We start from the raw sequence: 25,193 nt of genomic DNA, 5'->3' as shown, positions 1-25,193 counted from the left end.
AAAGATGATTTTGCTTTCCTTTTTTAATTCCATTTTTGTGAATATGTTTAGACCCGCACTCTGGACATTGTATCATTTTTTTATTTTTGATAATTTGACCCCTTTATCTAAAAATCATACCTTAATTCAGCAACGCCCTTTGTCTAAATTGTCTGTAGTTTCTAACCATGCTTTACCATTGATGGGCGCTTCATGATAATTTTCATGCCAGTTATCTTCACACCATTCCCATACATTACCATGAAGATCATATAAACCAAAGTTATTTGCTCCATAAATACCTACATCAGTAGTTTCTTGTTTCCATTGCCCACTACTAGCTTCTCCGTAGCCATAAGTAGCTTTATAATTAGCTAATTCCGCAGTAATAGTTTTACCAAAACTAAAAGGACTTGTGGTATTTGCTCGACAAACGTATTCCCATTCCGCTTCTGTTAATAAACGAAAATTTTTACCCGTTAATTGTGATAACTTAGCACAAAAATTTTGAGCACAAAACCAAGAAACATTTTCTACAGGTTTATTTTCTCCCGAAAAAAAAGAAGGATTATTATTCATTAAAGCTAAATATTGACTTTGAGTCACCAAATATTTACTCACAAAAAAATCAGGAATAGAAACTTGATGTTGAGGAGTTTCATCATGACTTCTTCCTTGCTCTGTATCAGGAGTACCCATGACAAAATCTCCTCCTAAAATATTCACCATGTCCAAGTTAAGATTATTTCCTAATTCTACTGAAAAATAATTTCCTTCTTTTTCGACTTTATTTAAAGTTAAAGTGGGACTACTATAATTATTATGTGTGGATAAATTAATAGTAACAATCTCGAATTTATATTTTTGTAAATTATTGATAATATTCATAACTTTATAATAATTAGACATAATCAATTTTACCTTAAACTTAAACAAAACCAAAAATTAATAAAACAAACTTAAACTTTTAAAGTTTTTTATAGCAATATTCTAGGAGTGATGAGATTTGAGAATTTTTAGATTAGCTTTGAGACATAGTAAAATTTACGAATTTATTTTTTAATTATCCACCAATGATTTAAAGATGACCCTATTAATAATATCTAAAATATTCACCATTAATTTTTAGCTTAATATTAGTTAATAAAAAAATATTTATCTTAAATTTTAGTTATTTCTGCTCAAGAGAGTTAATTCATTAGCTATTAAATAATATACTTAATAAACATTATTATAAATAATAACTAAATCTAGGAATATTTTTACTGTTTTTATAGGTAGAATAGCCTTAACAATTCTTTTTAAAGATTAGGAATACTGATTTCCGAACTAAATACTGTAAGAACTGGCACATACTAACCTTAATCCTGTGTTAAAATCAGCTATTAAACGTGGCATAGGGTGAGTAAAGAAAAATTATGTTTGAACGCTTCACAGAAAAGGCGATCAAGGTGATCATGTTAGCCCAAGAAGAGGCTCGTCGCTTGGGTCATAACTTCGTAGGTACTGAGCAAATACTGCTTGGGTTGATTGGAGAAGGGACTGGTGTCGCCGCCAAAGTCCTGAAATCTATGGGTGTGAATCTAAAAGATGCTCGGATCGAAGTTGAAAAAATTATCGGTCGAGGTTCTGGCTTTGTAGCGGTGGAAATTCCCTTTACTCCCAGAGCTAAACGAGTTTTAGAGTTATCTTTAGAAGAAGCTCGTCAATTAGGACACAATTATATTGGTACAGAACACCTACTTCTAGGGTTAATCCGTGAAGGAGAAGGAGTTGCGGCGAGAGTGTTAGAAAATCTAGGGGTTGATTTGGGTAAAGTTCGTACTCAAGTTATTCGGATGTTAGGAGAAACCGAAACTACTCCTGTAGGTGTGGGCGGTGGTAGTCGCTCAAATAAAACTCCAACTTTAGATGAATTTGGCTCAAACTTAACTATTTTAGCCACTGAAGGGAAATTAGATCCCGTGGTCGGTCGTCAAAAAGAAATTGAGCGTGTTATTCAAATTCTCGGTCGTCGTACCAAAAATAACCCTGTCTTAATAGGTGAACCAGGGGTAGGTAAAACTGCCTTAGCTGAAGGTTTAGCCCAACGTATCGCTAATAAAGATATACCTGATTTATTAGAAGATAAAAGAGTTGTTACCCTTGATGTAGGTTTATTAGTAGCTGGTACTAAATATCGTGGGGAATTTGAAGAACGACTCAAAAAAATTATGGACGAAATTCGTCAAGCAGGAAACGTTATTCTTGTTATTGATGAAGTTCATACCTTAATTGGTGCAGGTGCTGCCGAAGGTGCTATCGATGCGGCTAATATCCTTAAACCTGCTTTGGCTAGAGGAGAATTGCAATGTATTGGAGCAACTACCCTTGATGAGTACCGTAAACACATTGAAAGAGATGCGGCTTTAGCAAGACGTTTTCAGCCTGTGATGGTGGGTGAACCTAGTGTGGAAGAAACTGTTGAGATTTTATTCGGACTACGAGAACGTTACGAACAACATCACAAGCTCAAAATTTCTGATGAAGCATTATCAGCTGCTGCTACCCTCTCAGATCGTTACATTAGCGATCGCTATTTACCAGATAAAGCCATTGACTTAGTGGACGAAGCAGGTTCAAGAGTTCGTTTAATGAATTCTCAGTTACCAGCAGAAGCCAAAGAGTTAGATAAAGAATTGAGACAGGTTTTAAAAGAAAAAGATGAAGCCGTAAGATCTCAAGACTTTGATAAAGCTGGGGAATTGCGAGATCGGGAAATGGAAATAAAAGGGGAAATTCGGGGATTAGCGGATTTGAAGAAGAAAAATCCTCAAGTTACCGATACTCCTATTGTTACGGAAGAAGAAATCGCTCATATAGTTGCTTCTTGGACTGGTGTACCCGTTCAAAAATTAACAGAATCTGAAGTAGATAAACTCTTACACATGGAAGACACTCTTCATCAGAGAATTATCGGTCAAGAAGATGCTGTTAAAGCAATTTCACGGGCTATTAGACGGGCAAGAGTGGGCTTAAAAAATCCTAATCGTCCCATCGCATCCTTTATCTTCTCAGGGCCAACAGGGGTAGGGAAAACCGAACTTACTAAAGCCTTAGCAACTTATTTCTTTGGCTCAGAAGAAGCGATGATTCGTTTAGATATGTCAGAGTATATGGAACGTCACACGGTATCGAAATTAATCGGCTCACCTCCGGGTTATGTTGGTTATAACGAAGGTGGACAATTAACCGAAGCGGTTCGTCGTCGTCCTTATACTGTTGTACTTTTTGATGAAATTGAGAAAGCACACCCTGACGTATTTAATTTACTCTTGCAAATCCTCGAAGATGGACGTTTGACCGATTCTAAAGGGCGTACTGTTGACTTCAAGAATACTTTATTAATCATGACATCTAATATCGGTTCAAAAGTAATCGAAAAAGGTGGCGGTGGTTTAGGTTTTGAACTTGAAAATGATCAATCAGAATCTCAATATAATCGCATTAAATCTTTAGTTAATGAGGAATTGAAAAACTACTTCCGCCCTGAGTTTCTCAATCGTCTTGATGAAATTATCGTCTTCCGTCAACTTAATAAAGGGGAAGTTAAAGAAATTTCTGAAATCCTACTCAAAGAGGTATTTGCTCGTTTAACTGAGAAAGAAATTTACTTACAAGTAACAGACAAATTCAAAGATCGTTTAGTGGAGGAAGGTTTCAACCCTGCTTATGGTGCTCGTCCGTTACGTCGTGCTATTATGCGACTCTTAGAGGACGTATTAGCAGAAGAAATCTTATCAAAACGTCTTCAAGAAGGAGATACTGCCACGGTGGATATTGATGAAGAAGGAAAAGTTGCTATCAAGGCACAAAGAGAGAATCCTTTATTAGTTAAAGCCAGTGTGTAACTAAATTTTGATACATTAATTTGGGGGGAATTATCTCCCCTTTTTTTTGTTTTTTTTAAGTTTTTGTAACAAAATCTATCAATTAATTAGAAATTTTCTATTATGAATAAAAATAGATAATTTATAGTAAAAAAGATTATGTTAAAAATATGGCAAAAATTGTCTATGATTTCTGTTTTCTCTTTAACACTGTACAATTTTAAAACTCATACAGTATTAGCGAAAGAGAATTTTCGTCAAAATATTTCTCCTTCTATACAAGTCGCTCAAAACTCTTCAGTAGATTTAATTTATAATCAGATGAATCAATCTATGAATAATGCGTTTCAAGAGATTCTTCCTTTTTTAAATGGCTTAAATCAATTACAAAATATTTCTCGAGATGAAGAATTATTAGCTTTAACTCAACAATTAACTCCTATGGCGACAAGAATCACTACTAATTTTAATCAAGCCTATAATATGGGAGAGAAAATGATTCCTTTACTTCCACAAGGTACGATAGAAACTCAGTATCTTCAAAATATTGTCACTCTTAATGGCTTAGGATATTCATCTTTTTTGCCTTGGCTAGAAATTTTTACTTCTATTAATCAATCATATCAAACACAAAATGTTAATCAATTAAAAGCAACTTTGCAAAAAATACCTGTTGCGATTAATAAAATAGTAGAATTTAGTAATCAATCACAGTTAGTAGCACAACAAGGACAACAAATACAGGCAACTTTTAACGCTCAAAATAATAGTAACAATACTATGAGTCCTGAAGAATATCAAATCAGATCAAATATGTCTCGTATGACTCATGAAACTAATATGAATATTCTACGAGGAATGGAATCTGATGGTGAATGGCGTTATAATCCTGCTATCGGACAAGATGAATATAAATATTTCTAATTTTCTGAAAATATGTTTACTGATTATTCATGTTCAAAGGAAAAAAGTTAAGATTATTATCAATATTATTTATTAAGGAGGTAACAAATATGTCAACTCAAGTAATTGATAAACCGACGGCTAAATCGGAGACTAAACGTAAACATGATTCGGGCTATCGTGTATTGTTACACAACGATCCTTTTAATACTATGGAATATGTTGTGTTGACATTAATGGAAACTGTGGGAATGAATGAACCTCAAGCGGTTAGTGTGATGATGGAAACTCATACTAATGGTGTTGGTTTAGTTACTACCTGTGCCTTAGAACACGCTGAATTTTATTGTGAAAGTCTTAAAAGTAAGGGTTTAACTAGCACTATTGAACCAGCAGATTAATTAGAAATTAGAAAGGAATTAGGAATTAGAAATTAAATATTTACTATACAACAAACAATCTTTATTTTGTCTTTTGAACAGATTAAAAACTATCCTTTCTTAGGAAGATTAGCTTTATTTATTTTGACTTTAGGATTTTTTTGGCTTCCTTTTGCTGTACCTATTTATTATTTTTTAGGTGTCAAAGATCCTAATTTAACTACTATTATAACTATGGCAATTTTATTTGTCATTTTTTTATTTTTAGTTAAGTTTTGGGGTAAATATATTTATGATAATAACCAGATTTTTAAATTCTATGGCATCGTAAATAGTCAAAAATTTTTTCTGCACTTATTAAAAGGTTTATTAATGGGTTTTGCCTCAACTTTATTATTATTTACCTTTGAATCTCTCTGGGGTTGGTTAGTTTTTCAACCTCCTAGTATGGCTCTTTTTCCTTTATTTTTTCAAGGTGTTATTAGTGCGATCGCCATTGGATTTGCAGAGGAATTATTTTTTAGAGGTTGGTTATTATCAGAATTAGAAAGAGACTTTTCTTTAGGTATTTCGGCAGTTTTAAATTCATTAATTTTTGCTATTTCTCACTTCATCAAACCACTATCAGAAGTTATTAGAACTATCGTCACTTTTCCTGCATTATTATTATTAGGATATACTTTAGTATCAGCAAAAAGATCTCATCAAAATTTGTTAGGTATAAATATCGGACTTCATAGTGGTTTAGTGTGGGGTTATTATGTGATTAATGTGGGAGAAATGATAACTTATACCGAAAAAGTTCCTCAATGGATAACAGGAATAGATAAAAATCCTATCGCTGGAATTATCGGATTAATTTTCTTATCTATGTTGTTATATATCATAAAATTACCAAACAAAGATTAATTTTATATCACTTAATTAGTTAAATAAAAATATCAAAAAAAGAATAAAAAACGTGGTATCTTACATAGTTAATATCCTCAGAATTTAAAGTTTTAGAAAAAAATATTAATGTTTTTTAACTTGTTTATCGCTGCTTTACTAGGTGCAATTTTAGGATTAGAAAGAGAATTAAGACATAAACCGGGGGGGATAAAAACTAATGCGTTAGTCTCCATGGCTTCTTGTGCCTTTGTTTTAATAGTTAAAAATGTTGATGTGACTGAAACGGCTAGAGTTATGACAGGAATCATACAAGGAGTTGGTTTTATTGGCGGTGGTTTAATTCTTAAAGCAGAAAAAAATGCCAAAAATGTTACAGGAGCGACAGAAATATGGGTTTCTTCTGCTATGGGTTTATCCTGTAGTGTCGGTTTGTGGGATTTAGCACTAAGTTTATTACTGTTATCCTTAATTATTTTAAAAACCATGAAACTATGTTTTTCTAACAAAAATAATCATAACGATTCCAATCTTCCATGAATAAATTATGATATTTTAACAAAAACTTGACGTTTTAAAACCTCAGTGAAATAATGAAAAGTTTAATTAATAAAAGAGGTGTTAACAAAAGAAAATAAGTCAGAATAATTGATAATAGACAATTTATATCTTCATTGATAATTTTATGTTAAATTTAGATTTTTCAAATATTAAAAATTAACCATAAAAAAGCGAAAATTGATAGTTATTTGATACATTATTACCTATTATTATTGATTATTTAATTATGTACGATTGGTTAGGATTGTTAATGTTTGTCGGGGCATTACTCTTTTTATCATTAGGTTATCCTGTGGCTTTTTCTTTGGGAGGAGTGGCACTAATTTTTGCTATAATTGGCTCAATTTTAGGAGTTTTTGATCCTATTTTTTTCAGTGCCATAGCTTCTCGAATTTTTGGCATTATGTCTAACTATACCCTCCTAGCAGTTCCTTATTTTATCTTTTTAGGCTCAATATTAGAAATTACAGGTATCGCCGAAAAATTACTGGAAACTATGGGTATTTTATTCGGAAGAATGAGAGGAGGATTAGCTTTAGCCGTTGTATTCGTAGGGGCATTATTAGCGGCGACGACGGGAGTTGTAGCGGCTACAGTTGTCGCAATGGGTTTAATTTCTTTACCTATTATGTTACGTTATGGCTACAATAAAGAACTAGCTACAGGAGTAATCGCAGCTAGTGGCACTTTAGGGCAAATCATACCCCCTAGCGTAGTTTTAGTGGTGTTAGCTGATCAATTAGGTGCACCTGTAGGAGACTTGTTTATTGGTTCATTAATACCCGGAGTAATGATGGCTGGGGCGTTTGCCATTCATGTATTGATTGTAGCATGGATTCGCCCTGATACTGCTCCTGCTTTACCTTTAGAAGTTAGAAATATTGGCGGTAAGGCTTTATGGATAAGGGTTTATCAAGCTATGATTCCTCCTATCATATTAATTATGTTAGTTTTAGGCAGTATCTTTTTTGGAATAGCAACACCTACAGAAGCGGGGGCGATGGGCTCATTAGGAGCAATTATTTTAGCTTATTTTAATAAAAATTTAACCATTAAGGCATTAAAAAAAGCCTGTGATTCTACTATGAGAATTACATCTATGGTGATGTTTATTTTATTAGGTTCAACTGCTTTTAGTTTAGTCTTTCGTGGGGTTGGTGGTGATCATTTTATGGAACAATTTTTAGTTAATTTACCCGGTGGAAAATGGGGATTTTTAGCTATAAATATGTTAGTAGTTTTTATCTTAGGATTTTTTATTGATTTCTTTGAAATTGCCTTTATTGTTATTCCCCTTTTTGCCCCTGCAGCTAAGGCTTTATCTATTGATTTACTTTGGTATGGAGTAATTTTAGGAGCTAATTTACAAACTTCATTTTTAACTCCACCTTTTGGTTTTGCTTTATTTTATTTACGAGGAGTTGCACCACCAGAAATTAAAACAATAGATATTTATAAAGGGGTAATTCCTTTTATTTTATTACAATTATTAGTCTTAATATTAATCATAATTTTTCCATCTTTAGTTACTTTTTTACCTTCTTTATCTAATCCTATTCAATAAGTTTATATAGTATTTTAATTACCTAATCATGAATTAAATTTTTCCAAGAATGTTAATATGAATTATATAGGGAATATAATCAACTAATACCCTTAACGATATTTATAATAACTGAGGTTACGCACTCATTTATATGTTAAGTTTTAATAGGTGTCAGGTGTCAGGCATTAGGTTTTAGATTTAATGAAAATGATTGAAGTAAAAAGTTATCGAGATTTAACGGTTTGGCAAAAATCAATGGATTTAGTAGTGAGATGTTATCAATTAACTTCTCAATTTCCCAAAACTGATCAACAATTAATTCTATTTTTGCGTAACATTAGATAATAAAATAAAATATATTTAAGTTACTATATAACTCTGGGAATTTTATCCTAGAATTAACATGGTTTATGGTAGGATCATTTTTGACTTGTCACGGAATAACTAATCACCATCAGAGTATGATTCACCAAGCACCTGCAGGCGCAAGAGATTTATTACCCCTAGAAGTAGTACAAAAAAGTTGGATAAATGATCGTCTGCAAGAAGTATTCCAACGTTGGGGATATAAAAGAATTGTTACATCTACCATTGAATGGGTTAACACTCTTATGGCTGGGGGGGCGATTCAACCATCAACAGTAATACAATTACAAGATATTGGGGAAGGCACACTAGGATTACGCCCAGAATTAACAGCTTCCATTGCTAGGGCTGCGGTTAATAGACTTACTACTAATACAGTACAAAGGCTTTGCTATCGTGCCAATGTGTTTCGTAATCCACCTCAAGGACATCATGGAAGACAATTAGAATTTTATCAAGCAGGGGTTGAGTTATTATTCACCGATGGTGTTTTAGCTGATGCCGAAACTCTTTTATTATTAGTAGATAGTTTAGAATATTTAGGCTTAGAGTCTTGGCAATTACTTTTAGGTGACGCTGGATTGACTCGCTCTTTATTACAAGTTTTTCCTGATAATTTACGTCCAACAATTCTTAATTGTATTGCTAATTTAGATAGAGTTACTTTAGAAAATCTACCTTTAGAATTAGAGTTAAAAAATAGAGCTCTATTAGTCTTTGATTTAAGAGGAAATCCCTTAGAAGTTTTAGAAAAAGTAAATCATTTAGACTTAGATGAAAATGGGAAAAAAGCTGTTAATCATCTTCAAGCATTAATTGAATTAGTTAATTATAATAGTGCGAAAATTTTACCGATAACTTTAGATTTAAGTTTAATTCAAACCTTTGATTATTATACAGGAATCGTGTTTGAAGCGGTGAGTTTTACTGAAAATAAAGCCTCTGTTTTAGCACAAGGAGGACGTTATAATCAACTTTTAGGTATCTATCACCCTCAAAAGCAAACTTATCCGGGTATCGGTTTTTCTTTTAACATCGAAGATTTACACAGTTGCTTATTAAATTCTCCTAATTTACCGAAAATAACTCCTCCTAGTGATTGGTTGGTTATTCCTGAAACAATTTCTGCTGTTAAACAGGCTTTTAGTTATGCACAAAAACTGAGAAATGATAGCGAAAAAATTGTAAAAGTTGAAATAGATTTAGAATTTCGCTCCCCTGAAAAAATCAAAAATTATGCTAAAAATGAAGGTATTTTATCCTTAGCATGGATTGCTGAAGATGGCACTGTAAAAATTAGTAATTAAAAAATTTACTTCCTTATTAATATATGGCTACATTATCTGTAGAATTAAATCGTTATTTTTTTGAAGATGAAAGAGCAGAAACCGTAACTTTAGCCGATATTCTAACTTTAGCAGAAGAACGAATTTTTGGTTTTTTATTACTTATCTTATCTTTACCTTCCGCTTTACCGATACCTGCCCCCGGTTACTCTATTCCTTTTGGAATATTAATTTTTCTCTTAGCAGTACAATTAATTGCGGGGGCGAAAATTCCTTGGCTACCATCAAAAATGATGAATGGCTCAATGAAGACAGAAACTGCTCGTAAATTCGTTAAAATGGGTTTGCCTTGGTTAATCAAAATTGAAGCCATTACAAAACCTCGTTTAAGCTATGTTTGTACCAGTGTTACTGGTAGATTAATTATTGGTATTGCCATCGCCTTAATGGCTATTTCGATGATGATACCAATTCCGGGTACAAATACCGCTCCTGCCATGGGAATTTTTGTGACATCTTTTGGCTTACAAGAAGACGATGGTTTTATTACTTTAGCTGGTTTAACCATTTGTTTATTAGCAGGTGTTGTTTCTACTTCGATTATTATCGCTTTTATTTGGGGCGGTTCTAGTATCATTGATATGATTAAACAATTGCTCAGTGGTAATTAAGGGCAAAGGGCAAAGGTAAATTTCTAACTCCTAACTTCTAATATTTAATTCTAGGATCAATTAAAGCATTGATAATATCGATGATGATACTAGCAAATACAACGATTACCCCGAAAAATACCATAATTCCTTGTACTGTGGGATAATCTCTTAAGGAAATTGCTTCATACAATCGATTACCTAAACCAGGCCATGAAAAAGTAACCTCTGTTAAAACTGCACCTCCCAATAAGGCAGCAAAAGTTAAACCCATGACGGTTATAACGGGTATTAGGGCATTCTTTAGGGCGTGGGAAACTAAAATCTTTCTTTCTTGAATACCCCTAGCCCTAGCAGCTTCTACATAGTCTGATTTTAATGTTTGTTTTAAATTTACTCTCACAATGCGCTCAAAAATACCACTTAATAAAAGTCCTAGGGTGACACAAGGTAAAATGAGATAATAAATAGAGGTGAAAAATTGACCTAAATTGAAACTAAATAAACTATCTAGGGTATATAATCCCGTTATTCCTTTTGGTGTCGCTATTCCCACAGGAAACCTTGTGCCTAAAGGAAACCATTTTAATTGTACGGCAAAAATTAACTGCATAATCATTCCCACCCAAAACAAAGGTAAAGAATAAGTGATAATGCCAAATAATCTACCCCCAATGTCAAAAACCGTATTTGGACGAGATGCGGATATAATACCAATACTAACTCCTACTATAATCGCCACTAAAATGGCAAAAAAACTCAATTCTACTGTGGCAGGAAAATGCTCTTGTATTACTTCCCAAACATTGAGCCCACGACTGGTTAAAGAAGATCCTAAATCAAAATGGAGAACCTGACCTAAATAACGGGTGTATTGTAACCACAAAGGGGCATTTAAACCTAATTCTTCTCTTAGACTCTCTTTAGCGGATTCGGGTGCTCTTGTACCTAAAATAGCATCTGCTGGATCTCCGGGGGTTGCTCTTAATAATAAAAAAACAATGGTGATAATTGTCCAAATCATTAAAGGCGCTAATAAAAGACGAGCTAATATATAATATTGTAAAGATTTAGAGCGAGACATGATTTATTAAGGAGTAAGGAGTAAGGAGTAAGGAGTAAGGAGTAATCAGTAATGAGTAATGAGTAATCATTAATGAGTAATTAGTAATTAGTGTAAAGGTGAATACTTAAATCTGTCTAGTTAATCCTTAAATCCTAAAGGAAGTTATTATTTTTCATTCAAGCCTAAATTTTTTATACTTGTTTTTAATTCTGCCCAAAGGTTTTTAATTTGTTTATAAGCATCTTGAGGTGTAATTTTACCATTGGTTTCTAAATTGCAAATGTAGCTAACTTTTTGAGCAAATTCTTGTAAATTAGCATTAAAAACTAAATTTTCTGGCGTAAATTCTCCTCGATAAGAACTTTGAGGAAAAATAAAATTTTCTTTATCCCTTTTGTTTTCGTCTATCACAATCAATATCCTAAAATTGTTGACTAAATTCTCAAGAGTCTAGCTTGACAAATTCTCGACAGCTATACTATAAAAAAATACTGGGCTGAATGTTACCTCTACCATTGGCAGACAAAGATTTAGAGATTACGGAGTGTCACTTGTTTTCTCTATTCTCAAAGTCAACGACTTAGAGTTAATGCTATCACAAACTTGTGATGAATGACGAGGTTTTAGACCCAAGAATTAAGATAACAAATGGATCTATTAATATCAATCTTATGTTGGGGAGAATGTCCGTTACAATAAGAAATTATATTTTAATCTAACTAAATTTGCGTAATGTTATTAACGGAAAAATCTACCTCTGAAAAATTTATAGTAACTTCTGACTCTCATACTTCTCCTAATCAACAGTTATTGCCTTTAACCGCAACCATCAACGAAAAAAATCATCTTGTTATCGGTGGTTGTGATGTAACTGAGTTAGTAACCCAATTTGGTTCGCCTTTATATATTCTCGATGAAAAAACCCTTCGCACTTGTGCCGCTCAATATCGTGATGGTTTTAAAGAGTTTTATACAGGTGAATCTCAAGTTATTTACGCTTCTAAAGCATGGAGTTGCATGGCCATCGCCAGTATATTAGCTAGTGAAGGTATTGGCTTTGATGTAGTTTCAGGAGGAGAGCTTTATACCACTAGAAAAGCCTTAGAAATAAGTGGGTTTACCACCGAAGAAATTAACCAAAAAATCTATCTTCACGGTAATAATAAATCGGTGTCGGAGTTAGAATTAGCCATTGATTGTGAGTGTAAAATAATCGTAGATAATTGGTTGGAGTTGGAAACCTTAGCCAAATTAACAGCAGAAAAACAAAAATCTGTCGATATTTTAATTCGTTTAACACCCGGTATAGAATGTCACACCCATGACTATATTCGCACAGGAAGTATTGATAGTAAATTTGGCTTTGACGCTAATCAATTAGAAGCAGTATTTACTTTTGTAAAAGAGCAACAATTTACGAATTGCATCGGCTTACACGCTCATATTGGGTCACAAATTTTTGAATTACAACCTCATCATGACTTAGGGGAAGTGTTAACTGGTTGGTTTAAAACCGCGCTCGATTATGGTTTACCAGTCAAAGAATTAAATATTGGCGGTGGTTTAGGTATTCGTTACACGGAATCTGATGATCCTCCAAGTATTACAGATTGGGCTAAAACCGTAGCTCAGTCAGTTACGGAAGCCTTTAAAAAACGTAACTTGGCTTTACCAAAATTAATTGCGGAACCAGGAAGATCGATGGTTGCAAGTGCTTGTGTTACTGCCTATACCGTGGGAAGTAGAAAAGTTATTCCAAATATTAGAACTTATGTTTCAGTAGATGGAGGTATGTCCGATAATCCTCGCCCGATTACTTATCAATCTCTTTATCAAGTCGTAATTGCCAATAAAATGCGTAGTGAAAATGCAGAAACTGTCACCATCGCTGGTAAACATTGCGAATCTGGGGATATTCTGATCAAAAATATTGATATTCCTGACACTCAACCGGGTGATATTTTGGTGGTTTCAGCCACTGGTGCTTATAACTATAGTATGGCATCTAACTATAATCGTATCGGCAAACCTGCCGCCGTGTTAGTTAATGAGGGAGAAGCTAATTTAATTCTTCGTCGTGAAACTTATGAGGATTTAGTCAAACAAGATTTATTACCCCATCGATTAACTAAGTAGTTAGGAATTAGGAATTAGGAATTAGGAGATAGAAAGGAAACAGGGAGTAATTCATTACTCATTACTCATTACTCATTACTCATTACTCATTACTCATTACTCATTACTCATTACTCATTACTCATTACTCATTATTCATTATTCATTATTCATTACTCCTATCTTCACTGATAAGGTAAATCAAGAGTGACAAATTATTTGTTGATTCTTCACGTTCTTGTGATATTCTTGATTAAAAGCATTACTAGAAGTGAGTTAAAAATTGATGTTTTCGTCGGGTTTTCCTGACAATTTATATATTCTTTTACGACAACTTATCGATATAGGGTTAGTTTTTTCGACTTTTTATTTTCTTTCCCTTTTAATTAAAGAACGGCGCGCACAATGGATGATTCGAGGATTACTTATTCTCGTTATTGTCTTATTTATTAGCGATCGCCTTTTGAAACTAACATTATTTAGCTTTTTTTTAGAAAGACTTGTCGTAATTTGTTCGTTATCAATGGCTGTGGTATTTCAGTCAGATTTTCGCCGTTTTTTAGAACAATTAGGAAAACTTCAATTTGACCAATTTTTTGAAACTAATCCACATTTACCGAAAGGAGATAGCGTTATTGATGAAATAGTTGAGGCAGTTAAAGAACTTTCTCAAAATCGTACGGGAGCATTAATTATAATAGAAACATTTAATACTATAGAAGAAAGAATTTTTCTCAATGCTGGAGTAACCTTAAACGCCGAAATAACGAAAGAATTGTTACAAACTATTTTTCAAACTAAAACATTGCTTCATGATGGTGCGGTGTTTATTAGAGGTTCTGAAATTGTTTCTGCTGGAGTTATACTACCTCTTTCTGATCGTGAAGCCTCTAGGAGATTAGGCACTCGTCATCGTGCGGCTATGGGTATTACTGAAATTGTCGAAAATTGTGTTTGCGTAGTAGTATCTGAGGAGACAGGATCAATTTCTCTAGGAGAAAAAGGCACGTTAAATCGTCCATTAACTAGCACTAAACTGAAAGAATTACTAGAAGAAAAACTATCAACTCCCAAAGAAGGAGAAGTTGTAACAGGTGTAACTCGATTAAGTCGCAAAATAGGTTTTCAAGGTTTAAATATGTTAAAAAGTTTCCTAAAGTTAGATAATGATAAATCTCGCCGTAAATCTGATAATCAATTACCTCCGGCTAAAAATAAACGAAATTAAACAAAAAGCCTTGAAAGATCAACAATTAAATTCTGCCATGACGTAAGTTATTAATAGCTTTAATAGTAAATTGAGCAACGGTTTCAATTTCTTCTTTGGTGTTAAATCTACCGATACCAAAACGTAAGGAAGCCTTAGCTAAACTGTCAGGATGTCCTAATGCTTTTAATACATGAGATGGTTTTGTGGAAGTAGAAGAACAAGCCGAACCTGATGACACCGCTACAACGGATTGTAATGCTAATAATAAAGCCGAACCGTCCACACCGTCAACACTAATATTCAAATTCCCTGATAATCGTTGAAATAAGTCACCATTAAGATAAATTCCCTCTAATGTACTCAATTGTTGCCATAAATAATCTCTTAACTCTTGTTGTCGGTTATTTTCTGAATCTAACTCTAGTAAAGCAATTTTTACTGCCTCAGCAAAACCCACAATTTGCGGTGTACATAGTGTACCAGAACGAAAACCTCTTTCTTGTCCTCCTCCTTGAATTTGTGAAGCTAATTTTACTCTCGGATTTTTTCGCCGAATATATAACGCACCAATGCCTTTTATACCATAAATTTTATGAGCAGTTAAAGACATTAAGTCAACATTCATTTTTTTAACATCTAAGGTTATTTTACCGATAGCTTGGGCACAATCAGTATGAAAAAGTATCTCATTTTCATGACAAATAGCTCCAATTTTACTAATATCTTGAATAACACCTATTTCATTATTAGCCGTCATTATCGAGACTAAAATAGTATCAGGACGAATAGTTTTAGTCAATAAATTGAGATCTAATAAACCATTTTTTTCTACGGGTAAAAAAGTTACATCAAAACCTAAAGTTTCTAAATATTGACAAGGTTCAATTACGGCGTTATGTTCTGTTTGTAAAGTTATAATATGTTTTCCTTTGGTAAAATAAGCCTCGGCAACGCCTTTTATGGCTAAATTATTCGCTTCCGTTGCACCACTGGTAAAAATAATTTCTGTTTCTTCGGCATTAATTGCTTCAGCAATAATACTTCTGGCTTGTTTTACTGCTGCTTCTGATTCCCAACCATAAATATGAGCATTACTAGACGGATTGCCAAAATACTCGGTAAAATAAGGCATCATAGCCGTTAAAACTCTTTGATCTACAGGAGTAGTACCATGATTGTCAAGATAAATAGGACGATTCATCATAAGTAATAAGTAATGAATAATGAATAATGAATAATGAATAATGAATAATGAGTAATAAGTTACTCCCCGTTTCCTTTCTATCTTCTAATTTCCCTTTTCCTTTCTATCTCCTAATTCCTAATTTCTAATTGTTCATTGTTCATTGTTCATGGTTGTAAGTTATTATTATAAAGAACTAAGAGTGCGCATTTTTCAGTTTGTGGGAGTAAAGACTATGGATAGTGCTAATAATGAAAGAATTGTTGGATATTTTATCGAAGAAGCTAAAGAACATTTAGAAACCATTGAAAAAGGGATTTTAGATTTATCTTCGGCGGTAAATGATGAAGAAAGTATTAATGAATTATTTAGGGCAGCTCATTCTATTAAAGGGGGAGCAGCTATGCTAAACTTTACCAGTATTCAAAAAACTGCTCACCGTTTAGAGGATGCTTTTAAAATATTACGAGACGATCCCATTCAAACAGATCAGACATTAGAAAGTCTTTTTCTCAAAGCCTATGATATTCTACAAGATTTATTAGAACGTTTGCAAGGGCCTTTGGGTTTATCGGAAGATGAAGGGGAACAAATTATGGAAGCCGCCGAACCTCATTTTGTAGAATTACAGAATTATATTCAACAACTAGCAGATGGTGAAGTACCAACACCACCTCAAGTTACTTCTGCTTCTGTTCGTGCTTCGTCTCCCTCCATGACAGCTATTCCTAGCAATGAAGTTGTTATGCAAGTCAGACAAATATTGCAACAAATGTTAGCTATTTTTAAACAAGAATCTAACCCCAATAATCGTCATCAATTACAAAGTTTATGCGATAAATTAGTTAATATTGCTCCAGCAGAAAATGGTTGGCAAAATTTAATTAAATGTGCAAAACAAGCGATTAATAATCCTAAACATTCTTATCGTTTATTAGCTCCTATAATTATTAAAGAAGTTAAATTAGCAGGAGATTGTTTAGAAGTAGGAAAAGGAACTGAAATTGCACCCTCTCAAGGTTTAGAACAATTAGCTTATTCAAAATTACCTCAAATTTTAATTAGTGTAGATCCTACCATTGCAGCAGAAACTATTAGTAAAGTTTTTAATAAAGAACAGATTTCTAAATTAGTGAATTTGTTACAAGTATCTCATTAAAAAAAGGTGATTAACAATTAATTTTAATAAAAAATAATATTTGTTGAAAGTACTTTTATTTTAAATTACTATGTTGCCAATTATAACTGATTTTTTAAAGACTTATAACCCTTATTTACAACCTTTTTTTTTAGTAATTGCATGGGTTTTATTCGCTTTATTATTATCTACATTAATTAACAGTTTCCAAGATATAACAAAACGGAGTAAAATTATGCACAAAATTCCTTGTACTCGTTGTAAGTATTTTACTAATGATTATCGCTTAAAATGTACTCTGCAACCTTTAATTGCTAACACGGAAGCTGCTATGGATTGTCCTGATTTTATCATCAAAGAAAATTGGTAAATAAACATTAATCAAAACAATTAATTTTAATATTGTTCAAAAAAACTATAATTTATTAAAAAAATATTCCCAAAAAATGAAATCTTCTCTTAATTTTTCTCATAGATTTAAATATCTAAATTCTCTTAGCTTAAGTATTTTAAGTGTCTTAACTATTAGTGATGTTTCCTCTGCAAATCCTCTTTGTTATATTATTGATGTTAATGGTAAACAAGTTAATTTATCTTTTTTATGCACCTTCTCTAAATCTACATCCCCAACACCTCCAACAACACCAATAGCAACACCAACTCAAGATAAACCTTCTACAAATAATCTCATAAATCCTCCAGCACCAAGTGCTATTACCCCAACAACTACACCTTCGACAGATAATGTTAACCCTCCTGAAAAAGAAGTAGATAAAACTAAATTACCAGCAGCACAAAGAGCGATTCCCTTATTACAAAATCAACAAACTCCTTCTGTTAACAACTAATTTTATTAAATTTTCTTAGAAACATTGTCAAATAATTATCAGTTTTTAAACATCGTTATTATTGTTAATCATTATTCAAACTCTTTATCCAATATACTTGAATATATTAATCAAAAATCTAATATAAATAAAATCATTATTATTAATAATAGTCAAGAAAAAAAGATCCATAATTTATGTTTAAATATTACAAAAAATTATCATAATAATTATTGTAAATTAGAGATTATTAATACTAATAAAAATCAAACATCTAATGAAATATATCAAAAAATTATTGACTCAATAGAAGGAGAAATTATTATCTTTACTAAAACTAATTATTATCCTGATGATCATTGGTTAGAAAATTTAATTAAGCCTTTTCATGATAGTAATATTAATATTATAGCAGGACAAATTTATGAATTGAAAACCGAAAATATCATTAAAAAAATATTGAATTTTATTTACAAATATATCCCTAATAATAATTTAAAATGGGTAAATATATTTGATGAACAATTTGCTAATCTTGCTGTTAGAAAAGAATTTATAAAACAACAAAAATTTTTATATTTACCAAAAATTAATCAGAAAGAAATTAGTTTTTATTCTCGTATTTTAAGAGAAATTGAAGCAGAAATAATTTATAATCCTTCTGCTATTGTTTATCATAAAAAATTAAAAAATTGAAACTTTTTCAACTAAAAATTTTTAACCATAAACTTATTCTATAAAGTTAAATATTTACGAGAAATATCGACAATTCGCTCAGACGCTTTACCATCTCCAAAAGGATTAATTGCTTCGCCCATTTTATTATAATGATCTTTATTCTCTAATAAATCACTAGCAGATGATAAAATTTGAGAGGATTTAGTGCCAATTAATTTTGCAGTTCCAGCTATGACAGCTTCTGGTCTTTCCGTCGTTTCTCGTAAAACTAAGACAGGTTTTCTTAAACTGGGGGCTTCTTCTTGTAAACCACCAGAATCAGTTAAAAGTAAATAACTGCTTTGAATTGCTCCTACTAATTCTTCGTAATCTAAAGGTTCAGTTAAAAATACTCTCTCATGATTACCAAAGGCTTGTTGTAATGGCTCTCTAACTGTAGGATTTCGGTGCAAGGGTAATAAAATGGCTGTGTCGGGAAATTTAGCTAAAATTAATCTTAAACCTTCAATAATATCTTTTAACGGTTCTCCCCAATTTTCTCTACGATGTACCGTTACTAATAATACTCGATATTTTTGCCAATCCAAACCATTAATATTACAAACAGGGTTTTTATTAGCCACTGAAAGTAAAGCATCAATTACGGTATTACCAGTATGGTGAATTTCACCCGTTACTCCTGATTTATGTAGGTTTTCTACCGCTAAGGTGGTGGGAGCAAAATGTAGTTGAGCTATTTGAGAAATTAAACGACGATTAGCTTCTTCAGGAAAAGGATTATAAATGTTGTCTGTTCGTAGTCCAGCCTCCACATGACCTACAGGAATTTGTTGATAAAAAGCAGCTAAGGCAGCGGAAAAAGCTGTAGTTGTATCTCCTTGAGTTATAACTAATCGAGGCTGAATATCTTGAAATATTTTTTCTAAACCTTGTAAACTTCGGCAGGTTATATCACTTAAACTTTGTTTTGATTGCATGATGTCCAAGTCAACGGTAGCACTTAATCCAAATAATGTCATGACTTGGGCTACCATTTCTCGATGTTGTCCTGTTAAAATTACTTTCGTATCAAAATCTTCTGCTGCTTGAAAATACTTAATTACAGGAGCTAATTTAATAGCTTCGGGGCGAGTACCTAAAGTAATACAAATAGTTTTTTTAGTTAAGGTCATAAATGGTAAATTAGTTTTCAAAAAAAGTATAAAACAAGTTGCACCTTTAAAAGTTTAATTAAAAAAATTTCATTGCTATTCTAATTAATATTACTATAAATATTCCTCACGCCATCAGTTCAATTTCATATTGGCGGTATTATAGTTATGATTATTAACTTTTTTTCTTTGGTTTTGGCTGAATTAATTCAAGTGTTACCCATTGCTTATTCAATTATTCAATTATCTCTTTTTCTTTGTTTTCAATTATTTCTATACTGGTAAAATTATTTTCCACATTCTTATAAACCTAAATCTTTAGAATTAACCCATTCTTCCCTTGAACTTTCTATTACTTCTTTTATTGAATCTACATAACCTGAAATAGAATTAAGATAAATTGTTTCTTGAATAGCAGACTAATCTTCACTAGAAATCATCACAACTTCATTTTTTGTTCCTTTGATAATTAAGGGTTGATGAGTTTCTGTAATTTGATCAATTAATTGGTCAAGATTTCCAGTTACTTCTGGTAAGGAAAAATTATTCATTAGGTAATTATCAAATTGTTTTTAGGTGATTTCATTATCGCAGATTAACAGTCAGCATGAATCAAAATCTTTTAATAATGGTAGAATGAATAAAAGCTCCATCGAACTGAGAAAAATGCGTATGAAAAGTAAAATAGAATATACATTTTGGCAAGAGAATGACGGGAAATATTTAGGTTACTTAAATCAATATCCTGATCATTGGACTCAAGGTGAAACATTAGAAGATTTACAAGAACATTTAAAAGATTTATATCAAGAATTTTCTCAAAATTTTATACAGGGTATCAAGCAAATTGCACTCTTGGAAGTTTAATGAAAAGAAAAGATTTAATTGCTATTATAGAAAAAAATGGTTGTGTCTTAATTCGTCATGGTGGGAAACATGATATTTATCAAAATCCTCATAGCGGAATTTCCCAACCAATACCTAGACACGGAGAAATTAATGAAAGATTAGCACAAAAAATTATCAAGGATTTAACGAGTAATTAAATTACCAATAATGACTTAAATTTCTGGTATTTTTCTTCTTTAAATTCCTGTTTAGCTTGTGCAATTAACTTATTTAACCTTTCCTTATCTTTGCCATAATTGTTGATTTTGTAAAGGATTAACATTATATGGAGTATAGAACAATACTAAAATATTTATGATCACTAGGAAAATTTTCTATTGTTTGAACTAATCCAAATCTTTTAGCCTCATCAGGATTAAAAAAAGTTTTCTTTTCCTTCATTAAGTAAATTGTTTTCAAGTTATTTTCAGGTATTAAATAACCTTGTTGTGCTGATTTTTTATACTATTTAATTGCTTCTTGAATATTAGGATTTACTCCTAAGCCTAAATGATAAATATTACCTAAAATACACTGTGCTTCCGAGTTACCTTCTTCCGCCAATGGTTTTAATAAAATGAGAGTTTCTTTATATTTTTTTTCTTCAAAAGCGAGTAACCTTTTTCTAAATTTGACATTTTTTATTCTCCTATATTGCTCGTCAAAAGACTGTAAAATAATTAAGCGACAACTTTCATAATATTAGAAGGTAATTGATTTAAAATTAATTCATTCAGTTGAACTTTTTTACTCGCATTATCAATGTCAATACCGACTAAATTACCATGTTCATCATAATCAAGTACAACTCCTTCCGAAATTTCTTGACTGTCAATACTAGGTTGATCTGATAAATGAATATATAAAGAATCGGTATCAGAATAATAGTTAATTTTCATAGTTTAAATCTCCTATCGGGAAAAGCATTATGAATAGTTGTTTTATCTTCTAAGGTTATTACTCGCAAAATTTTATGATCAAATTCTGGAATTATCCCCGAAAAACGAAATCGATTATTCTCTTGGGGTTCATACTTTAACGGATTTTGGATAACACGAATACACCATTCTTTTTTGAGATAAGGACGTTTTAATAAAACATCATTTTCAAAATATTGTATAAATTTATATTCTGACATTTACTTATTTTTGTCATGATAAATGGAGAAATATTAAGTTAGTTTATTTCTCCATGTTAACTAATAAATTAGAAATTACCTGTTAAAGCCTCCTTACATCTGTCACAAATCAAAGGTTCATCGCTAAAAGTTCCCACTGTGGTAGAATAATTCCAACAGCGATCGCACTTATGACCATCAGCGTTCAAAACTGCAACCTTTAAAGTAGTATCCTCAAGCTGAATATCCCCGATATATTGACTAATACTCAAAGCCGATTCATCCGTTACTAATTCTACCTGTGAGACAAGAAGAAGGTAACGCAATTCATCAACCCTGTTACCATCATTTAAAGCATTAGTAGGATTAAAGTTAGTTAGCATTTCCGATAGCTTACCTTCAGTATTATAAATTAATACTTTTGCTTCTAAAGATGAACCGATAAGCTTTTGATTACGAGCATCATCTAAAACTTTATTAACTCCCATACGAATGTTGCGTAGTTGTTGCCATTTTGATAGTAAATCAGGGTTTTGCACCCATTCAGGTTCTAATTTGACCCAACCTACCTCAAATACCGAATTACATGGCTTCTCGTAGGGTAAATTTTGCCAAATATCCTCCGCCATGTGACAAAGTACGGGGGCGATCGCCTTAGCGAGATTTTCGAGTATAATTGCCATGACAGTTTGACAACTGCGACGACGGGGGGAATTAGGATCAGAAATATAGAGTCTATCTTTAGCAATATCAAGGTAAAAATTAGAGAGATCAACTACACAGAAATTTTGTACTTTTTGGAAGAATTTAAAAAATTGATAACTCTCAAATGCTTCGGTAATTTCGCTAAAAACTAAGTGAGTTTCTTGGAGAATATACTTATCTAATTCGGGTAAATTTTCATAACTAACGGCATCTTTTGCTGGGTTAAAATCATGTAAATTACCTAATAAAAATCGAGCAGTATTACGAATTTTACGGTAAACGTCGGCAAGTTGTTTGATGATATTATCACCGATGCGCACATCCCCAGAATAATCCGTTGAAGCTACCCATAAACGCAACACATCAGCTCCATATGGCGGTTGTTGTTTCTGATTTTTACCACCGTTGATGATCAGATTCGGATCGACTACATTACCCACAGATTTACTCATTTTCATGCCCTTTTCATCCAAGACGAAACCATGAGTTAACACGGTTTTATAAGGAGCGATGCCGTTAACTGCTACACTGGTTAATAGGCTCGACTGAAACCATCCTCGATGTTGGTCTGAACCTTCCAAATATAAGTCAACAGGGTATTTTAACTCTTGACGTTGGTTAGCAACTGCTGCCCAAGATGAACCAGAATCGAACCATACATCCATAGTATCCATACCTTTACGGTAATTTTTGCCATTGTTACGATAATTTTCGGGCAATAATTCTTCGATACTTAATTCCCACCACGCATCAGAGCCTTTTTCCCTGATAATATTTTTAACGTGGTTGATGGTTTCTTCATTCAATAAAGGTTCGTTGGTTGCTTCATCGTAAAACACGGGAATCGGTAAACCCCAACTGCGTTGACGAGAAATACACCAGTCACTGCGATCGCTTACCATAGGAGTAATGCGGTTTTCTCCTTGAGAGGGAATCCAAGTTACATCTTTAATTGCCTTTAATGCCAAGTCACGGAAACCATCAACGGAAGCGAACCATTGTTCTGTAGCACGGAAAATTGTGGGTTTTTTAGTACGCCAATCGTAAGGATATTTATGGGCGTAGGCTTCCTCTTTTAATAAGCTACCTTTTGCGGTTAAAGCGTCAATAATTGCCTGATTTGCGTCTTTTAACACGTTTAAACCCTGAAATTCTCCTGCTTCCTCTGTAAAGTTACCTTTATCATCGACTGGCGATAAAATTGGTAAGTTATACTTTTGTCCCGTAATATAGTCTTCTTGTCCATGTCCGGGGGCGGTGTGTACTAATCCTGTACCTGATTCTGTGGTAATATAATCACCGCCGATAACTACGGGGCTTTCTCTGTCAAAGAGAGGATGCTTATAGGTGGACAATTCTAAGTCTTCCCCTTTGATAGTAGTTTTGATGGTTAAAACTAAATCAAATGTCTTACTTAAACTTTCTACTAAGTCTTTGGCGACGATAATAAATTGTGGTATCCACTCACTTTCTTCTTCTGAGTAAGGAAATTCAAACTCTCCGTCAAAAGATGCTGGAATAACTGGTATAGTAACCCTTTGTGCTGGAATTTGAGGATACATGATTTCTACTACGGCATAATCTAAATTACCATTGACAGCAACGGCGAGATTACCCGGTATTGTCCAAGGAGTTGTAGTCCAAATAGCTACAGCGAGATTAGGCATAAATTCAGCTAAATGGGAGGCTTTTTCGCTTAATTTAGTGATGTTAAAAGCAGCGTAAATACTACGAGAGGTATGCCCTTCAGGATATTCTAACTCGGCTTCGGCAAGGGCGGTTTGTGAACTAGGACTCCAATGGACAGGTTTTAAGCCACGATAGATATAACCGTTTAATGCCATTTTGCCAAATACTTCGATTTGGGCGGCTTCATATTCTGGTAATAGGGTTAAATAGGGGTTTTCCCAGTCTCCCCAAATACCATAGCGTTTGAACCCTTCTGCTTGTTCTTCTTGAGTTTTGAGGGCGAAATCACGGGCTTTATGACGGAGGGTAATGGGAGTTAAGGCTTCTCTTTCTTTCTGTTTTAAACTCTGTAATACTTTAAGCTCGATGGGCAGTCCGTGACAATCCCAACCGGGTACATAACGAACTTTATGACCTTGTAATAATTTATATTTATTAATAATATCTTTGAGAACTTTGTTTAAAGCATGACCCATATGTAAGCTACCATTAGCGTAGGGTGGTCCATCATGGAGAATAAAAAGGTCTTTTGGATTATTTTGACCTAATTTCTCATAAACCTGTTCTTTTGCCCAAAATTCCTGCAATTCTGGCTCTTTTTTAACGGCATTGGCTCTCATGTCAAAGCCTGTTTGTGGCAAATTTACTGTATCTTTATAGTTTTTTTGTTCAGTCACGATCAATCCTTTAATATGATATTTCTACATTCTGCTATTGTATTGTGAACTAGGCTAATCTCTCAATCACCTAACCGTAAAACGGGCATCTTGCCCGTAGAAACATCACATCAGCATCTTGGGGCCTGGGGCCCGTCACAGCATCTTGCCCATGAAAAGATTATGATAGAGACAGCCTAGAAGGCTTTTTTGACCTTATTTTGATTTTGCCTATTCTTTTTTCTTGTTTATTTCTTGTCTGTCTAATAACTATAATATTTTTGACATTTTTTACTAAAATATCCTAATATTTTCCTTATTTCTTCTGTTAAATTACTGACC

The 25,193-nt window shown here is 32.8% G+C and carries 26 protein-coding genes; 17 read left to right on the top strand and 9 right to left on the bottom strand.

Features of this window, described 5'->3' with window-relative positions:
• Nucleotides 1-126 precede the first annotated feature (126 nt).
• A complete protein-coding gene (locus ACEW8E_RS10815) occupies nucleotides 127-888 on the bottom strand; it encodes a formylglycine-generating enzyme family protein (RefSeq protein ID WP_373480354.1) in 762 nt (253 codons plus the stop codon).
• A 509-nt stretch (nucleotides 889-1,397) separates the two neighbouring features.
• On the opposite strand from ACEW8E_RS10815, the gene ACEW8E_RS10810 reads away from it, so the two are divergent.
• The 9 genes from ACEW8E_RS10810 (at nucleotide 1,398) to ACEW8E_RS10770 (ending at nucleotide 10,449) form a co-directional block, all read left to right on the top strand.
• Nucleotides 1,398-3,869, top strand: a complete 2,472-nt coding sequence (locus ACEW8E_RS10810; protein WP_373480353.1) for an ATP-dependent Clp protease ATP-binding subunit — start codon at nucleotides 1,398-1,400, stop codon at nucleotides 3,867-3,869.
• Nucleotides 3,870-4,007: 138 nt separating this feature from the next.
• Nucleotides 4,008-4,772, top strand: a complete 765-nt coding sequence (locus tag ACEW8E_RS10805) for a hypothetical protein (protein ID WP_373480352.1) — start codon at nucleotides 4,008-4,010, stop codon at nucleotides 4,770-4,772.
• 89 nt (nucleotides 4,773-4,861) lie between these two features.
• Complete coding sequence (clpS, locus tag ACEW8E_RS10800; RefSeq protein WP_373480351.1) at nucleotides 4,862-5,152, top strand: ATP-dependent Clp protease adapter ClpS; 291 nt, start codon at nucleotides 4,862-4,864, stop codon at nucleotides 5,150-5,152.
• Between the two features lie 66 nt (nucleotides 5,153-5,218).
• Nucleotides 5,219-6,040: a lysostaphin resistance A-like protein gene (locus ACEW8E_RS10795; RefSeq protein ID WP_373480350.1), complete on the top strand. Its 822-nt coding sequence runs from the start codon at nucleotides 5,219-5,221 to the stop codon at nucleotides 6,038-6,040.
• A gap of 108 nt (nucleotides 6,041-6,148) precedes the next feature.
• A complete protein-coding gene (locus tag ACEW8E_RS10790; protein WP_373480349.1) occupies nucleotides 6,149-6,559 on the top strand; it encodes an MgtC/SapB family protein in 411 nt (136 codons plus the stop codon).
• A gap of 247 nt (nucleotides 6,560-6,806) precedes the next feature.
• Nucleotides 6,807-8,144, top strand: a complete 1,338-nt coding sequence (locus ACEW8E_RS10785; protein ID WP_373480348.1) for a TRAP transporter large permease subunit — start codon at nucleotides 6,807-6,809, stop codon at nucleotides 8,142-8,144.
• A 183-nt stretch (nucleotides 8,145-8,327) separates the two neighbouring features.
• Nucleotides 8,328-8,471: a four helix bundle protein gene (locus tag ACEW8E_RS10780; RefSeq protein WP_373480347.1), complete on the top strand. Its 144-nt coding sequence runs from the start codon at nucleotides 8,328-8,330 to the stop codon at nucleotides 8,469-8,471.
• A gap of 116 nt (nucleotides 8,472-8,587) precedes the next feature.
• Nucleotides 8,588-9,799: an ATP phosphoribosyltransferase regulatory subunit gene (locus ACEW8E_RS10775; RefSeq protein ID WP_373480346.1), complete on the top strand. Its 1,212-nt coding sequence runs from the start codon at nucleotides 8,588-8,590 to the stop codon at nucleotides 9,797-9,799.
• Between the two features lie 23 nt (nucleotides 9,800-9,822).
• The gene (locus ACEW8E_RS10770; RefSeq protein WP_373480345.1) at nucleotides 9,823-10,449 is read left to right on the top strand and encodes an exopolysaccharide biosynthesis protein; all 627 of its coding nucleotides are present in this window, start codon (nucleotides 9,823-9,825) and stop codon (nucleotides 10,447-10,449) included.
• A gap of 37 nt (nucleotides 10,450-10,486) precedes the next feature.
• Here the strand turns inward: ACEW8E_RS10770 and ACEW8E_RS10765 are convergent, their stop codons facing one another.
• Nucleotides 10,487-11,512, bottom strand: a complete 1,026-nt coding sequence (locus ACEW8E_RS10765; protein WP_373480344.1) for an ABC transporter permease — start codon at nucleotides 11,510-11,512, stop codon at nucleotides 10,487-10,489.
• Between the two features lie 147 nt (nucleotides 11,513-11,659).
• The gene (locus tag ACEW8E_RS10760) at nucleotides 11,660-11,902 is read right to left on the bottom strand and encodes a hypothetical protein (RefSeq protein WP_373480356.1); all 243 of its coding nucleotides are present in this window, start codon (nucleotides 11,900-11,902) and stop codon (nucleotides 11,660-11,662) included.
• A 324-nt stretch (nucleotides 11,903-12,226) separates the two neighbouring features.
• Here ACEW8E_RS10760 and lysA point away from each other — a divergent pair, with 324 nt between their 5' ends.
• Both lysA and cdaA read left to right on the top strand, forming a co-directional pair.
• Nucleotides 12,227-13,630 carry a diaminopimelate decarboxylase gene (gene lysA, locus ACEW8E_RS10755; protein ID WP_373480343.1) on the top strand — a complete coding sequence of 468 codons (1,404 nt, stop codon included), beginning with the start codon at nucleotides 12,227-12,229 and terminating at the stop codon, nucleotides 13,628-13,630.
• Between the two features lie 265 nt (nucleotides 13,631-13,895).
• Nucleotides 13,896-14,837 (top strand): diadenylate cyclase CdaA, encoded by a 942-nt coding sequence (gene cdaA / locus ACEW8E_RS10750; protein WP_373480342.1) that lies wholly within the window; start codon nucleotides 13,896-13,898, stop codon nucleotides 14,835-14,837.
• A 25-nt stretch (nucleotides 14,838-14,862) separates the two neighbouring features.
• On the opposite strand, the gene ACEW8E_RS10745 is transcribed toward cdaA, so the two are convergent.
• On the bottom strand, nucleotides 14,863-16,023 hold the full coding sequence (locus ACEW8E_RS10745) for a cysteine desulfurase family protein (protein ID WP_373480341.1): 1,161 nt from the start codon (nucleotides 16,021-16,023) through the stop codon (nucleotides 14,863-14,865).
• 214 nt (nucleotides 16,024-16,237) lie between these two features.
• Between ACEW8E_RS10745 and ACEW8E_RS10740 the strand changes: the two genes are divergently transcribed.
• The 4 genes from ACEW8E_RS10740 to ACEW8E_RS10725 all read left to right on the top strand — a co-directional run bounded on the left by ACEW8E_RS10740 (nucleotide 16,238) and on the right by ACEW8E_RS10725 (nucleotide 18,663).
• Nucleotides 16,238-17,161 carry an Hpt domain-containing protein gene (locus ACEW8E_RS10740; protein WP_373480355.1) on the top strand — a complete coding sequence of 308 codons (924 nt, stop codon included), beginning with the start codon at nucleotides 16,238-16,240 and terminating at the stop codon, nucleotides 17,159-17,161.
• Between the two features lie 70 nt (nucleotides 17,162-17,231).
• A complete protein-coding gene (locus ACEW8E_RS10735; protein WP_373480340.1) occupies nucleotides 17,232-17,510 on the top strand; it encodes a hypothetical protein in 279 nt (92 codons plus the stop codon).
• Between the two features lie 76 nt (nucleotides 17,511-17,586).
• Entirely contained in the window at nucleotides 17,587-17,988 is a 402-nt protein-coding gene (locus ACEW8E_RS10730) for a hypothetical protein (protein ID WP_373480339.1), read from the top strand.
• Between the two features lie 24 nt (nucleotides 17,989-18,012).
• Nucleotides 18,013-18,663, top strand: coding sequence for a glycosyltransferase (locus ACEW8E_RS10725; protein WP_373480338.1), 651 nt, complete (start codon nucleotides 18,013-18,015; stop codon nucleotides 18,661-18,663).
• Nucleotides 18,664-18,701: 38 nt separating this feature from the next.
• Here the strand turns inward: ACEW8E_RS10725 and wecB are convergent, their stop codons facing one another.
• Nucleotides 18,702-19,817 (bottom strand): non-hydrolyzing UDP-N-acetylglucosamine 2-epimerase, encoded by a 1,116-nt coding sequence (gene wecB / locus ACEW8E_RS10720; RefSeq protein ID WP_373480337.1) that lies wholly within the window; start codon nucleotides 19,815-19,817, stop codon nucleotides 18,702-18,704.
• A 398-nt stretch (nucleotides 19,818-20,215) separates the two neighbouring features.
• Entirely contained in the window at nucleotides 20,216-20,347 is a 132-nt protein-coding gene (locus tag ACEW8E_RS10715; protein ID WP_373480336.1) for a hypothetical protein, read from the bottom strand.
• A 25-nt stretch (nucleotides 20,348-20,372) separates the two neighbouring features.
• Between ACEW8E_RS10715 and ACEW8E_RS10710 the strand changes: the two genes are divergently transcribed.
• Both ACEW8E_RS10710 and ACEW8E_RS10705 read left to right on the top strand, forming a co-directional pair.
• Nucleotides 20,373-20,663 carry a type II toxin-antitoxin system HicB family antitoxin gene (locus ACEW8E_RS10710; RefSeq protein WP_373480335.1) on the top strand — a complete coding sequence of 97 codons (291 nt, stop codon included), beginning with the start codon at nucleotides 20,373-20,375 and terminating at the stop codon, nucleotides 20,661-20,663.
• A complete protein-coding gene (locus ACEW8E_RS10705; protein ID WP_373480334.1) occupies nucleotides 20,663-20,842 on the top strand; it encodes a type II toxin-antitoxin system HicA family toxin in 180 nt (59 codons plus the stop codon). The genes ACEW8E_RS10710 and ACEW8E_RS10705 overlap by 1 nt, the downstream gene beginning before the upstream one ends.
• Nucleotides 20,843-21,364: 522 nt before the next feature.
• Here the strand turns inward: ACEW8E_RS10705 and ACEW8E_RS10700 are convergent.
• The 3 genes from ACEW8E_RS10700 to ileS all read right to left on the bottom strand — a co-directional run bounded on the left by ACEW8E_RS10700 (nucleotide 21,365) and on the right by ileS (nucleotide 24,872).
• Nucleotides 21,365-21,583 (bottom strand): DUF2283 domain-containing protein, encoded by a 219-nt coding sequence (locus tag ACEW8E_RS10700; RefSeq protein ID WP_373480333.1) that lies wholly within the window; start codon nucleotides 21,581-21,583, stop codon nucleotides 21,365-21,367.
• A complete protein-coding gene (locus ACEW8E_RS10695; RefSeq protein ID WP_373480332.1) occupies nucleotides 21,580-21,822 on the bottom strand; it encodes a hypothetical protein in 243 nt (80 codons plus the stop codon). The genes ACEW8E_RS10700 and ACEW8E_RS10695 overlap by 4 nt, the downstream gene beginning before the upstream one ends.
• A 68-nt stretch (nucleotides 21,823-21,890) precedes the next feature.
• Nucleotides 21,891-24,872 (bottom strand): isoleucine--tRNA ligase, encoded by a 2,982-nt coding sequence (ileS, locus tag ACEW8E_RS10690; protein ID WP_373480331.1) that lies wholly within the window; start codon nucleotides 24,870-24,872, stop codon nucleotides 21,891-21,893.
• Nucleotides 24,873-25,193 lie beyond the last annotated feature (321 nt).

This window comes from Geminocystis sp. (assembly GCF_041753295.1).
Classification (GTDB): Bacteria; Cyanobacteriota; Cyanobacteriia; order Cyanobacteriales; family Cyanobacteriaceae; genus Geminocystis.
The sequence above is the reverse complement of the archived record's forward strand: the minus strand, read 5'-3'. Positions and strand labels throughout refer to the sequence as shown.